Consider the following 14,049-nt stretch of genomic DNA (forward strand, 5'->3'; position numbering starts at 1 on the left):
TTCAGCTGGGACGGCGAGGGAACGGTCACGGGATGTCCTTGAGCAGGCGGAGGAATTCATCCACGTCTTGTGGCCGGTCGGATGGGCTGTGGTGGGTTGCCTCCGCTACTACGGCTACCCATGGTCCGCTGGCAGGCAGCAGTGGTAGATTCTGCTCCGGTCGTTCCCTGGTCAGGATGGCTGCAATGAGCCGCCCGATGCTGTAGATATCGGCGGCGGCCGTCACGTTGTGAGGGTTTCCGGACGACAGCTCCGGCGCGGCGAATCCCTCGGAGCCGAAGCCGGTGCCGGTCCGAGTTCGGCGCGGAATGCTGGTTTCCCCCCGGGGCTGTCGGCCTAGCCCCCAGTCCGCTACGACCCACTCGTCGTTGAGGAGCAGGACGTTGGCTGGCTTAATATCGCGGTGGATCCTGTCGTCGGTGTGTGGGCGGCGCAGTCCTTTGCAGACCGCTGTGACGAGGTCCCGGAGGCCTCCTGTTTCCCGCTGTAGGCGTTCCGCGTGGCTGGCGGCACTGCCGTTCGCGAGCGGCATGACGAACCACCGCCCGTCTGGGTCGGAGTCCAGGACCGGCATGACGTTCGGGTGCCCTCCGTAGAGGTGCCCGATGGAGATCTCGCGGCGCATGCGGTGTAGGGCGTCTTCATCGCCGTAGCGGAGTTGCTTCAGCGCAATGGGGATGCGGGTGCGTTTGTGCATGCCGCTGTAGACCGCGCCCTGACCACCTTGAGCGAGCGGCTCTTGGTCCCTGTCGTAGTCCGACTTCGTTCCGCGCTTGAGCCAGCGCACAGCGGCCCACGGCGCGGCCCTACCTGTGTCGGTCATGGTGTCGTCGGCGAGGAAGGCGCGGGCGGTCTCGATGACGTGGTCACGGTATGGCCCGCCCCTATGTGCTCTGAGGATCGCTACAAGGGGCTCGGCAGCCGGATAGTGGGTGAGCTCGGCAGCGAGGCGGCTTGCCTCGTCGTCCTGAGCGGCCCGGCGGGCGGCGCGCTTGCTGTTTTGCTCTTGCCAGGCCGCGTGCAGGTCAGGATGAGGAGCCCAGCCGCGGGGTGGATGGCAGATCGTGCCTGATCGGTAGTCGTGTTCAAGGCCAACGCATCCTGCTCGGGCCAAGGCGAGCGCCACGTCATCAGCACGATCACCGAGTTTGGTCGTGATGGTGTTCCATCGGCGAGGCGCGGTGGTGGCCCAGTTCCAGTCGGCATCGTTGACGAGTCCGTCTGGCCGCTGTGGTGCAGTGGGTGGATGCGCACGTAGGTGTACTCGCCCCACTTTGGGCCGGCCAGCGCGGTCGTGGTCGAAGGTGCCGTCGGCGTGTGTTGGCTGTGCATAGGCGCAGAGTCCCTCGGGCACGCCGGGGTGATCGGGCATGGGGAATTCCCCTGTTGGGTGAGAAGGTTCGGTCACGCCGCGCCCTCATCCGAGTTGTCCTCATCGGACTCATCCTTGGCGATGTCGGCGGCGGGTCGGTAGGAGGTCAACCATTCCCGGAGCAGTTCGACGCGGGCACGGATGGTTTCGTCTCCGACGATGACAGGTGCTTCGTTGTAGGCCATGCTGTCGGAGCGGCGGCGGAGTTTGATGTAGAGCCCAGATGCTTCGATGGCATAGCGCTCCATGTCGTCCTGTAGCGCACCGATCACGGTAACGTTGCGGTCCTTTCCGATTTGCTCGAACAGCGCGACCGCCTCACGGCGATGCTGCTTGCCGAGATTGCGGCCGAGTTCATCCAGGACGAGCAGCAAGGGGCGACTGCCTCCTCCAGCAAGCGCGGCGGCGCACACCAGTTTGACGGCCTTCTCGTCCATTTGGGCGGTGTTGCTACGAAGGTTGTAGCCCGACATCCGTTGTCCCTCGGCGCGCCGCCACTTGGGTGTGACGGTCCACCGCCACGGCCGATCGGGTTCTGCGGGTGGCTCGGGTTCCGGGTAGTCCAGGCTCGCCCCGTAACCGCCGTACCGTTGGTCGAGGCGGTCGAATTCTTCGCTTACATTCTTGAGCCTCGCCTTGATTCCCAGGGCAAGCGATGCCCGGTGCGCCCGGGAGGTCTGCTCGGCCTCGCTCAAGCCTTGCCGAGCCGCCTCCAGGTCACCGGTGCGCTGCCCACGCTGGGTTGCGATTTGCTGCTGCTGGTAGAGGTCGTGCTGTTCGGTCTGGGTCAGATGGGTACGCAGTGCGCGGATGAGCGCGGGAACCAGGCCGACTCGAGTGTCCAGTCCGCCGCGTTGCCAGCGTTGTTCGATGAGCAGTTCCCGGATCTCGGCGGGCATCTCGTCGTGTGGTGTGCCCTCGGGGAAACACCGCCGCACAACCTCATTGACTTGATAGCAGGTTTCCTCGTTCCACGCTGCGGTGGTACGGGCCTGCTGCTCGGCATCCAGGGCCAGCAGGAACCGGTGCGCGGACTCGGGTGAGTCTCCCCAGGCCGCCTCGCGGCCGGGCAGGTCCAGAGCCAGCCGCTCATCGGTGAGCTTCGTCTTGGTTTTGTCCTGCTCGGTCAGCTCACCCTCAAGGCGACGTTTTGTGCCGCGCAGGTTCTCGATCCGTTCCTCGCGTGCTTTCCCCATGCCCAGCGCGTCGGTGTAGGCCACGCGAGCGCCGTCCAGCACGGGCTTCAGCGCATCGCGTCGTTTCTCTCGCTCCCGGTTGGCCGCTCGCAGTTCGGACATCTTCAGCGCGGTCGCGTCCGCTTCCTCACTGGCCACGGCCGCTTCGGTACGGTTTGTGGCTCGGGACAGCGTGTGCCGGGCCATGGCGAGGAGCTTGTTGGCTTCGATGAGAAGATCGGCTTTCGCGCGATGTTCCGCGCGGGCCGCGGCGATGCGCGCGGTTCGGCCGGTGAGTGGTTCTGCGAACTCGCCCACCACGATTACCCCGGCGGCCACGTCGATCTCCGCAGGCTGGGTGCCTGCCCTGTCGACGATCGCGGTGAAGAACGTGGTGAGGTCGAACCTCGTATCGGCGCTCGCGGGCAGGCTGGTGCTGTGGGTAGGCGCGTGCGTTCGAGGCGGGTCGGCGATAACCAGCGTCGCCGCCCTTGGCCGCCCCGCGAGTTTCTCCCGGGCTTGGTCAGCGTGCCCGCGTGGGACCACGACGGCACCGCTATAGGGCACGAGGCGGGGCTCCCAGCTGCGTCGCTGGTCGGGGTTGAGCTGGACGACGTCCAACAAGGCGGCGGCGGGGATACCCTCCTCGCGCAGCACCTGTAGCTCGTCCGCGGCGACGTCCTCACCGGATTCGGCGGCAGCCAACAGCGTGCTCGCTCGTTTCTCGGCTTCGTCGGCGACGCCCTTGGACCCGAGAGCCTGTTCCACGGCCGTGCGTGCGTCGGCCTCCTCAGCCTGCGCGGTCTCGACGCTGCGTCCGTCAGCAGCGCGAGCCTTGTCCAAGAGCTTCCGATGTTTCGTAGCCAGGTCTTCCAAATTCTGGGCGGCGACCTGATGTTCGGTGTCCAGGCGCTGGTCACGCCCGCTGAGTTCCTTCCAGCGCCCTTCGACTTCGCGGAAATTGCGGTTGAACTCCTCGTCGTCGGTCAGCCCTGAAAGATCGTCTTCCACAGTGGACAGCTTTGCCTTCAGTTCTGTGGCGCGGACGTCCCGCGCGCTGAGTTCGAGGCGGATCTCGTCGGTGCGGGCGACCCCGTCGAGGAAGCGTCGAGCGCAGCGGGCTTGCCACGACGCCTTCGCATTACCCAACAGGTGGCGAGCTTCACCGCGCAGCGCAATGCCGGCCTCAACGACTGCCATTTCGTGTTCCCAGCTATCGAGATCTCCTACGGCGTTGCGGACGTTGTTGCGGCGGGTGTGCTCAGCCGACCGGAGGGCCTGCTCTTGTTCGAGTTCGCGGTCCAACCCGGTCAGTGTGGCGATGGCGTCGAAGATCCTCCGTGGGTCCAGGTCGTTGAGAGGTTGGGCGAGCAGGTTGGCCGCTGGACTGGAACGCACCGAGGTCGACAGGAACGACACACACCGCACGTGGCTGCCATACAGGACGGACGCGAGCCGGTTCGCGTGGAAGTCGGTACGTCCGTTGCTCGTAGGGAGCGCATCCCACAGCATGTCGACTCCTGCGGCGCGTTCGAACTCGGTCGTTCCATAGGGGACGTAGAGCCCGTCCTTCCAGCGCAGGTGTACGTGCGATGCCTTGCGGTTGATCCGCACCCACACGGTCAGGGCGCTAGCCGACAGCTCATCGGACGTGTCGGCGCGGGGGTCGGCGAACACACCGATCACATACCCCCAGTCGACGTTGGACCAGCGGCCTTCTTGCGCGGCGAGTTCGGCGGTGAACAGCAGCTCCGCAGCCTCGGCCGCCCCACCGGCCAGCCGCCATTGCTCATCGGCGTGCAGCAGGCTCACCGCGGCGATCAGTGAGGACTTCCCGGCACCGTTGGAGTCCTTCGGGCCTTGACCCGCGACCGTGACCAGGCCCTGGCTGATCATCGGTACTGGGTGCGTGGACAACCGAGAGATATTGACCACTTGGACGCCGACCAGCACCCGCTCGCCGACAACGTCGAACGGGCCGGAATCGCCGCCCGCCGTAGACCAGGTTCGGGCTGTGCTCACTGTTCTCCTCGGAGATGCGCGCGGCGTGCTCGTATCGCGGCAGCCAGCGGGCTGTAAGGTGCGGCAGCCAAAATCAACTCTTGCTGCAACGCCTTACGTGCCACGGGTGTCAGACGGTGAAGTTGGGGACCAGGTAAGTAGGCAGTCCCGCCGACGGAACCTCGGCCACGAGTGGGCGCGAGCTGTACGAGTCCAGCAGCACGTAACCTCTGCAGAGCGACACGAACGTCGCCTTTTCCTGGCTGCGCGTAGCGAAGAAGCTCATCGGCTGGCGTCGGTTGCGCGGAGATCCAAGAGTCGCCGGACAGTATTCCCTGGCTACGGGGAATCGCGACCGAGTGGATCAACACCAGCACGAGCACGGCCCGATCGATGACCGGGAGGGCGTTCCAGCCTGCGTCGGTCAGTTCGGCAGCGATGTCGTCGCGATACCCCGAGGTCCACTGCGTGCCGCCCACCAGGACCAGTGTCCGTCCCACTCGGTGCAATAGCCGCTGAAGGTCCCTCCGTAGCGTGGCATCCCGCAACGCCAACATCTGCACCTCGGGCACCGGGTGGGCGCTGTGTTCCACCGCCGCGAATGCGGCTAGGACTTCGTCGCGGTGCTGTTCGCTCAGCTCTGCGAGGATCGGCTCGAATACCGGATGCGCCGCGTTCGCGCTGGTCATCGCCGACCTTCCGCGTCGCTGCGGCCGATGTCGGCGGAGGAGGGCAACATCCGCCAGAGCTCGCGCAGGGCGCTCAGATCCGCTGATCCCCATGCGGCGACCCGCGGACCGAGCCGCATCGTCTGGCTGGGCTCGTCCCACAGCAGCCAGCTGGCGCCAGCCAGGCGCCGGATCGCCGCGAGTAAGGCTCGGTTGGAGGCGGCCTCGTCCCGGTTGGTGATCTCCCCGAACACCGCTGCCACCTCATCCCTGGACGCAGGTGTCCCTGGCCACATCGGCCCGGTCGGTTCCGCCCAGCAGCAGCGCAGGCACGCAGCGAGCACGCGCGCGGTGTCGTTGGGTTGTTCGACGGCGAGCGCAGGCAGTCCCAACTCTTCCAACACGCTGGGTCTCGCGCCCCCGGGAACCACTGTCAGCAGCCACACCGCAGTGACGTCGGGCTCGACGAGGCGCAGCATTCCTGCTGGGAAGGCGCTGCTTGGTGCCACGCGCTGCGGGCCGGCGGCGCGGACGCGCGCCCACCACAGTGCCGTTTCCGACTCGTTCACCCCTCCTCTCCGCCCGCCCGGCTGGCGCGCCGAAAGCGCCCATGCGACGTCCAGGATGGGCTGGCGGCGACCTCGATATGTACGCCGTCGCCCCACACAAGTTCGTAGTCGAGGTCAGGGTGGTGATGGATGGCGGTGACTTCGGCGAGCACGCGACGTGCCGATATCCAGTCACCGGCCTCACCCAGCACATCGACAACGCTCACCGAGTCCGAGTCCGCCAGCAGCCGCTCTGCGATGGCTCTGAGTTCCTCAACGTCATCGGTGATACCAGCATCAGCCTCTGGTGCTGGCTCGGCGTCATCCGAGCGGGGAGGCGGAACCCTCGCCGTGCTGATCTGGCGTCCCGCTTCTACTGCCTCGATCAGCACTTGCGGTGAGAACCACGGCGCAGGGGCGTCGAAGACGAAGCGATCGAGCACCGCGGCCAGCGCTTCCGGGCTCGACTCGCGGCCGAAGGTACGCCACACCTCCACCGGAAGCAGCCCTAACGCGCGAGTGGTGCCGGCCTGCGCGATCAGGCGGTCCGCCGCCGCGTCGATCGCGTCCGCGTAGGCAGCGAGCGCGACCCGGAGCTCCGCGCAGTCGCGATCGAGTTCGGGCCACCTACCAAGCACGACAGCGTGGACGTCCTTGGCCTGGTCAATCAGCGACTCGTTACCCCACAAGAGCTGGGCGTTGTTGCCGAGCGTCTCGGCTGTGCTGCCCGCCGCCAGGATGGCCAGTTCATTGCCCAGCAACCGGAATACCTTGGTCAACCGGCGCACCGAGGCCACGCCGTCGGCCGCCGTAGCGTTGGCGCTCTTGACGTTCAACTGCTCCAAGGTCAGCAGCTGGTGCAGTTCCGACTGACCGCCCTGCTCGGCCATGCGCCGCAAGAACAACAGCATTACATAGGGCGCGAACGCGGCCCGGTGGTAGAGCTCGTTCGGCCGATCATTGACCCGGCTGATCGCGCCGTAGTTGCGTAAAACGTCGAACCGCCGCCTCACGATCGGAGCATCCCATTGTCGGCACTCGGCAACAGCCTGTTCCACTGTCAGCCCCTCGCTGCCCGCCTCAGCGAAGGCTTCCAAAATCGATTCATCGACATCGATCGTGGTCGGATCCACGATCATTGCCCCGGCCTCGCGAGCGAGCACCGAGAAGACCTGGCGGTAGACCCGCAGCACTGCGGCCTCACCAGCGAGATCGTCCAAGGTCAGCTCTGGCGGGTCGGCCAACGCGATCGCTCCTGCCTCCAGGCGGCTACGGACACCATTCCGCTCGCGCGCCCGACATGGGCGCGGCGTCCCCAGTTTGGGCACAAGCCAGCTGTCTCGCGATCGACTATAGGCACGTACCCGACAATCCGGCGATGCGAACAAATATTCGAGTAACTGCACGTGTCAAAGCCATAAGGCCATTCGAGTTATGCATCCACCTCCTGCTACTCCAATATGGTTGCTCACCGGGCCGCGCAATGGGGAAATCCCGCCCGATTCCTGTCGGCCGTGCCCGCCACCAACTCCGCCGAACGGGTTCCGTGGCTACTCGCAGGTTATGTGAGCAGGCCCGCCGTCAGTTCGTTTGATGATGACCTGGTCGCGCTCGGCTGGGGTCAGCCAGCGTGCCTGACCTTGGCCGGAGCAACATCCCGCGCGCACCCGAGTAACCCCCTAGGACACTCCGAACATGGGAACGGCAAGCAACCGGCACAAGCAGGTCGCGCTGCTCAGATCGAGTAGCCACCCATGATGACAAGGCGTTTTGCAGTTACTCATGTTGGTTTGTCCTGCTGAGGGCACAGAAGCACCCCAACCAGCCGTTGGGCCGTGCCCACTCACTGTGCAAGCTGGGGTCGGGCGCAGCCGTGAGTACCCAATCGGTTCACTACCTATCGCCGACGTTCTACAGGCGAGGAAGAGATCGCCGTCCGACCGCGGCGCAGCCTCAAACCCATCACCCGGTTCTACGTCACCGGCGCAGGTGCCAAACCGACAGACCCGTCAAGCATCTCCTGACGACAGACCGTCAAGGATGTCCTGAGCCCTCACACCGACATCCACGGCACCCCAGACTCCTCAGACGGCAATCTTCCCGTTCATACTCCAGCAAGAAAGGCGCTGGCGACCGGCTCGTCCCCACCGACTGATCGACGAATTCCCGCCGACGTTACCTGGTCGGGCCCGGTCTGTCGGAGCCGTCAATGATCGAGGCGCATCTGGGACTTGTGGGCAAACTCGCTGTCTCTCGGCGATGTGCTCGTGAGGCGACCATGGTGCCTCACTCCGATGTCGGTTTCCGTGCCACACCGACACGCCGGGCAACCACTTTCGAGGCACGATCGTATCGACGTAACCCGCAGAGCGAGTGATGATATCGGGATGCAGCAAGATCTACATCTTGACTTCTTCCCGGATGCCGAACTCCCTAGCGATACCGCCGATTCGAACGACCCGCTGCCGTTCACCGCGGCAGGGCTCGTAAGCAGGCAGCTCATCGCAGACGCGGTCGTGATGATCCCCGGCATCATGGGCACAGAGCTGGTGGACACCTCGGATGGTGGCCGAAAGCTGCTGTGGGGGTTGGCGCCTGGGCCGCTCGTCAAGCTGTGGTCAGGGTCCGTGACGGCGTTCGAGCGGCTGAAGTACGATCCGGACCATACGGCCATGATTCCGGGTCGCCTGTTGCGGCGGCCAGCATATGCTCCCTTTCTCAAGGGCATCGATCCCTATACCGAGCTCGTCAACGATCTACGCACGATTGTCCGGCGCCCCGACGCGGTCCTCGAGTTCGGGTACGACTGGCGGCTACCGGTACGGCACAATGCCGAACTGCTTGCCCGCGAGATCGATCGCCACCTGACCACGTGGAGACGCAAATCCGGCCAGCCGTATGCGAAAGTCCACTTGGTGGCGCATTCGATGGGTGGCATGCTCTGCCGCGCACTTGCGGCGATCCCCGGGGCGATGGACGACGTCGGCGTGACTGTCACATTGGGTACGCCGTTCGCAGGTGCTGCGATGGCGATGGTCATGCTCGGTTCCGGCGGCGAACACGCGTTCCCGGCACGGCGTATGCGTGCACTCGCCCGCACCATGCCCGGGGTCTACGATCTGCTGCCGACCTACCCTTGTGTCGAGGCGGACAACCACGTTCGGATGCTGACCGTGGACGATGTGGTGCGGGTCGGCGGAGACCGGCGCTTGGCGGAGTCCGCCTTCGCCGACCAGCGGAAGCTGGCCGAAGTGCGGATTCCCAACCATCGCGGTGTGATCGGCATCGCACAACCCACGATCTGCACGGTCACGATCGACCGGCGAGACCGAGTCGAAGGCCATCACCACACCTTCCGATTCGATGAGCACGGACCGATTCGCCGGCCGGAGGGGATGCTACGACGCGAGCCCGGCCTCGGCGACGGTACCGTGCCACGCGCGTCGGCAGCGGTGGCCAATTACCAGACCCTGCCGCAACAGCACGGCGCGCTCGCGAAGACGAGCGAAGCATTCGCGGATGTCTCCGACTGTCTACTCAACCACCCGTGGAGTACTCGGCTGGCAGGACGCGAGTTGGGACTCGAGCTTCCCGACAACATCTCTGCGAGAACCCAGTTCGAGATCGGCGTGAGCGGCGCTGATCGCGTCACAGGGTTCAAAGTGCGCGTCACGGAGGAGATTGATGATCCGTGGCGGCGCAGCCGGAGTATCACGCTGTCGGCGGAGAAACGTGACGGTCGGATCGTCGCCATGGGAAGGATCGACAAGCCGGGCCTGTACCGGGTGTCCTTGGCCGGTGCCGGCACGTCACCGGTGACACAGCTGGTACTCGTCGATGACGGCGGTGACAGATGACCGACAACGTCGAACTGTTCCCGATCGCGATCGGCGAGTTCGACTCCGCCGAGTGGGAACGCATCGATGGGATCGACGCGAATCTCGCCGGGTTCTTCGGTGCGTTCGACGGATTCGCATGCCACGTAATCGATTGGGAGCGCACGGCGCCGTGCTGCGGGAAGCTTCCGGTCGGCCGAGAGCTACAGTGCTCGTCCTGCCCAGACAGGAAAGGCGACCACTACCGAGGGCACGACGACGTCAGCGCGCGACTGCGGCAATGGTCCGACGGTGATCCATCCATACGATCAATCCTGTATTGGGTCGGCCACGGCTGGTCCGACGGGCATCAGGCCGCGTTGATACATAGCAGAACCAGCCCAGAGCATCCTGGCACGGAAGGCATCGGGCCCGAGCGCGTCGCCGAGGCCGTCTCGAGTCGGTACCCGAACGACACTCAGCCCTGGGCGCTCGTGATGATCGAGGCATGCCAATCGGCGCACTTCACCCGCTTGGTGCAGAACGCACTGAACCTTCTCGAACACAGGGGCAACTATCTGCTGATAAGCCCCACTCCCAAAGACGGTGCCGTCGCGCTGGGCAGCCTGCAGAAGACCCTAGACACGACGTTCGCGGCCGAGGACGTATCGCTCGACAGGCTCGCCAAGGCGCTGAGCGATAAAGGCCTGCAGGTCATACAGTCCAAGCCGATTCCTGACGATGTCGTTGCGCTGGAGCGCCGCGTCCGGCTTCCCGCGAACATCACGGTGGACGCACGAGGACAACTCGCTGCCGCGGTCGACATTTTGCCGTCGGATGTGAAGCGGCACTTCATCACGAAAGCTCACGGCGGTCTCGGCTCGTTCGAGCACGTAGTACTCAACGAACAGTCCTGGTACTTCGAGGGCCGTGAGGACGACACCCAGCAGGTTGTGTCCTGGCTGCGCGAGAATTCGAACGGGATACTGGTGATCACCGGCTCTCCCGGCTCGGGAAAATCGGCCTTCCTGGGCAACCTCATCGTGCAGGCCAACCCCGCGATGCGCGCGGCTCTACGCTCCGCCGAACTATTGGCCGAAACCCCGAAAGGCTTGCCTGACAACGTATTCGACGTCTGCACGACTGTGACCGGCCTCCCGTCCGAAGACGTGGTCGCCCGATTGGCCGAGGCCATTGGCGCCACAATGCCCGACGACGTAGCGGGTGAAGGAATAACCGCCGCAGGGCATTGGCTGGCGCAGGAGATGCGGGCCCGGACCGAACCGATCACGATCGTGATCGACGCACTCGACGAGGCAGCGTTCCCCGAAGAACTGGCCGGCCACATACTTCAGCCGCTGGGGCAGGTGCCGACGGTTCGGCTACTGGTCGGCACCCGCAAAAGCACCTTGGACCACGTCGACGAGCCGACGGACGACGAGAGTCTTCTACACGCACTGGGCACGTCCGAAACCGACATCGTGACGATCCGAACCGACCGTCAGGCTATCCGGCGCTTCGTCGCGCACCGCCTCGGCAACCGAGTACAGCGAGACCAGTCGATTCGGCTGAACGTCGATCGATTCGCCGACGCTGTGGCACAGCACGTCCCGCAGTTCCTGATGGCACAACTTGCGGTTCACGAAGTCCTCAGCAACCCGGAATGGCACTCGGACCGCACGTGGAACGACCTACTCTCGCTCAATCACCAGGGGCTTTTCGGTCTCGCCGTCACGCGGTTGTTCAAGAAGCATCCGTCGTATCAGTCGATACTGGTGGGGCTGGCCTTCGCGCGTGGGCACGGAATCCCGATCCACGACGGGGTCTGGCGCACCGTCGCCCAGGCGATCGGGGACCACGAACGCATCCGGCGGAGTTCGGTCATGGATGAGCACATCGAGCGCTTCGTGGACGATGCGGCGCCCTACGTGATCGTCGACAACGAGTACGACCAAACCGTCTACCGATTGGCCCACCGTACCTTCGCGGAGCACTTCACCGGCAATATGAATGCCGCGGCGGGTCGGGACCTTGCAATCGCCGGTGCCTTGATGTCATCCGCCGATGAGGTGTTGGCAGCATCCGAGACCGCAGCGTCACCTACTGTAGTCAATCCGTACATCCGTCAGTACCTATCGACTCATGTGGCAAACGCGGGTAGCGCGGGCTGGAGCCTTCTGGCCGACCACAAAAACCTCATCACCGTGCTCAATCCGGATCAGGTCGGTGCGGACGCCCAGCAATCCGCGTTCGGGAGGTTCCCGCTTCCACCGATCGTCGAAGGGATAACCAACGCACGCGATTGGCTGAGCCGAGTGGACCAGGACAGCTTTCCCTTCGCTGTGGCACTCGCAACCGGGCGGACAACCGGTGAACACAAGGCAACCGAAACCGTCGACGACGCCGATTCGATGATCGAGTTGGTCTGGGCAAAGCTGCGGAGGCGGAGGCACTTTCGTACCCTGACCGATCTCGCGGGATCGGTCAGGGCGATCGCAGCGATTCCGGCTCCGGACGGCGGTACGTGGCTTGCCGGAGGAGACCAGGAAGGTACGATCCGCCTCTGGGACCCCGTGACCGGCAAGCTGATGAAGAAGCTGACGGGCCACACCGGTGCGGTCACGGCTATGGCTGTCTTTCCAAATACCGCCACCGGATCCGTACTCGTCAGCGCTGCTGAGGACCTCGAGATCCGACGCTGGGACATACAGTCGACGGTGACGCGTTCCGAGAAGATCGCCAACTGTCCTTCGATAACAGCGTTGGCGGCTAGTCAGACGGTGGACGGACAGCTCCTCCTCGCGTGCGCCAGTGCCGGCACGATCGCGATACTAGACGCTGCCGACGGCCGTATCCTGAGGAAATACTCCGGGCATTCCGACGACATCACCGCTCTGACGGTCCTGCCAGATCCCATTTTCGGCGATCTGCTCGCCAGTTCCGCGAGGGACCGCACGCTCCGGATCTGGGACCCTCGGACCGGTCGTACCTTCGATTCGCTGGAGACAAGTGTCCTTTCCGCGTTGATCGCGATCCCGGCATTGGATCACTCGTGGCCGACACTTGCCGGTGCGGCACCCGGTCGAATCCTGCTGTGGAATCACAGAGATTGGGATCATGCGACTCTCGAGGGGAAACAACCTCAGACCATTCTGTCGCACTCGAACGGCACGGTAACAGCGTTGGCAGCTCTTCCCATGCCCGGTCGCCGCCCACGCCTCGCCGGTGCCGGGCACGGAACGATAGCCATGTGGGACCTGAACCAGACACAACAGCATCCGATCATCCAACTCCTCAGCAATGAGACCGACATAAAATCCATCACGGCGCTCGCCGCGGTGCCGTCGGCGGCCGACGGGACACTGCTCGCCAGCGCGCACGACGGCACGATCCGGTTGTGGAATCCTCTCGCAGGACAATCGAACTCCGTTGGAAATCCCCGCATCGACGAGGATGCCGGCATCGGCTCTGTGACAACTCTGGCTACTGTTCGCTCTGCCAGAGGCACAACGTTCCTCGCCACCGCGGGTCAGAGCGCGTCGATCGATGTCTGGGATTCCGAGAGCGGGGACCGCCTACGCCCGCCCGGGACAGTCGCAGATCCAGAAAACAAGGTGACCGTCTTGACCACGATCTTCGCCGACGCTGATCGCCCCCTGCTGGTCAGCGGTTCCTATACAGGGGGTATCTCCGTGTGGGACCAGGCATTCGGACAAAGCCGTGCCCTCACGGGCACCGGGAGCCGCCCGGTGACTGCCATGACCGCAATCCCCACACGGGACAGGCTCCCGATACTGGCCAGCGCAGACGACTCCGGTGCCGTTCGCCTCTGGAACACCGCCACCAGCCGACAACAGCCGATCGCCACCGTGTCGACCGATCGTCCGATCACCGCACTGACCGCGATAATCGCCGACGACGGCGGTTCGCTGCTCGCCATTGCCGACAACGCGGGAGATGTGCGGGTAGTCGATCCGATGAAACCCGCTGCGGGACAACCTGTTGCAACCTTCTCGACTGGTTCTGCGGCGATCCGGTCGATGGTCGTCACGAACGACAGCACCGGCGTTCCCCTACTTGCCACTGCCGGTCCGAATGGCCCGATTCGCCTGTTCGACCCGACGAGCGCCGCTGCCACACAGCCGGTCACCACCCTGTCCGGACACAAAGGCGCGGTCACCGCCCTTGCCACCTGGCCTACCGCCGAAGGACATACCTTCCTCGTCAGTGGCGGCAGAGACCGCACCATACGACTGTGGAACCCCGCTCACACAACGGCCTTGCGCGTCATTCCCGTCGACGCACCTGTCGTCACCATGGCTACGCTGCGAAGCGACCGGCTCGCAGTCGCGCTAGAGGACGGGCTGCTCGTCCTCCGGATCGATATGGCGAGAATTCTGCGATAGCAGTGTTTGGAGTGGGACGATTCACCCGCTCGGACAGGCAGTGTCGGTGCCGTCAATTCGGATG

The 14,049-nt window shown here is 64.8% G+C and carries 7 protein-coding genes; 2 read left to right on the top strand and 5 right to left on the bottom strand.

Features of this window, described 5'->3' with window-relative positions; translation table 11 throughout:
* Positions 1 to 25: 25 nt before the first annotated feature.
* The 5 genes from D892_RS44900 to D892_RS0106780 are packed head-to-tail and all read right to left on the bottom strand — an operon-like array spanning position 26 to position 7,008.
* Complete coding sequence (locus tag D892_RS44900) at positions 26 to 1,372, bottom strand: protein kinase (RefSeq protein ID WP_084160964.1); 1,347 nt, start codon at positions 1,370 to 1,372, stop codon at positions 26 to 28.
* Between the two features lie 32 nt (positions 1,373 to 1,404).
* On the bottom strand, positions 1,405 to 4,569 hold the full coding sequence (locus D892_RS0106765; protein ID WP_024800519.1) for a hypothetical protein: 3,165 nt from the start codon (positions 4,567 to 4,569) through the stop codon (positions 1,405 to 1,407).
* On the bottom strand, positions 4,566 to 5,237 hold the full coding sequence (locus tag D892_RS44905) for a hypothetical protein (protein ID WP_084160965.1): 672 nt from the start codon (positions 5,235 to 5,237) through the stop codon (positions 4,566 to 4,568). The genes D892_RS0106765 and D892_RS44905 overlap by 4 nt, the downstream gene beginning before the upstream one ends.
* Complete coding sequence (locus tag D892_RS0106775) at positions 5,234 to 5,785, bottom strand: hypothetical protein (RefSeq protein WP_024800520.1); 552 nt, start codon at positions 5,783 to 5,785, stop codon at positions 5,234 to 5,236. The genes D892_RS44905 and D892_RS0106775 overlap by 4 nt, the downstream gene beginning before the upstream one ends.
* Positions 5,782 to 7,008, bottom strand: a complete 1,227-nt coding sequence (locus D892_RS0106780) for a hypothetical protein (protein WP_024800521.1) — start codon at positions 7,006 to 7,008, stop codon at positions 5,782 to 5,784. Before D892_RS0106780 ends, D892_RS0106775 begins: the two co-directional genes overlap by 4 nt.
* A 1,143-nt stretch (positions 7,009 to 8,151) precedes the next feature.
* Between D892_RS0106780 and D892_RS0106785 the strand changes: the two genes are divergently transcribed.
* On the top strand, positions 8,152 to 9,621 hold the full coding sequence (locus tag D892_RS0106785) for a triacylglycerol lipase (RefSeq protein WP_024800522.1): 1,470 nt from the start codon (positions 8,152 to 8,154) through the stop codon (positions 9,619 to 9,621).
* Positions 9,618 to 13,985: a WD40 repeat domain-containing protein gene (locus D892_RS0106790; protein ID WP_024800523.1), complete on the top strand. Its 4,368-nt coding sequence runs from the start codon at positions 9,618 to 9,620 to the stop codon at positions 13,983 to 13,985. The genes D892_RS0106785 and D892_RS0106790 overlap by 4 nt, the downstream gene beginning before the upstream one ends.
* Positions 13,986 to 14,049 lie beyond the last annotated feature (64 nt).

Origin of the sequence: Nocardia sp. BMG51109 (genome assembly GCF_000526215.1) — a bacterium.
In the GTDB taxonomy this organism is placed as follows: domain Bacteria; phylum Actinomycetota; class Actinomycetes; order Mycobacteriales; family Mycobacteriaceae; genus Nocardia.

Bases quoted from the DNA above. Each gene is read 5' to 3' on its own strand.
- D892_RS44900 (WP_084160964.1), bottom strand. From the start codon at position 1,372: ATGCCCGATCACCCCGGCGTGCCCGAGGGACTCTGCGCCTATGCACAG.
- D892_RS44905 (WP_084160965.1), bottom strand. From the start codon at position 5,237: ATGACCAGCGCGAACGCGGCGCATCCGGTATTCGAGCCGATCCTCGCA.
- D892_RS0106785 (WP_024800522.1), top strand. From the start codon at position 8,152: ATGCAGCAAGATCTACATCTTGACTTCTTCCCGGATGCCGAACTCCCT.
- D892_RS0106790 (WP_024800523.1), top strand. From the start codon at position 9,618: ATGACCGACAACGTCGAACTGTTCCCGATCGCGATCGGCGAGTTCGAC.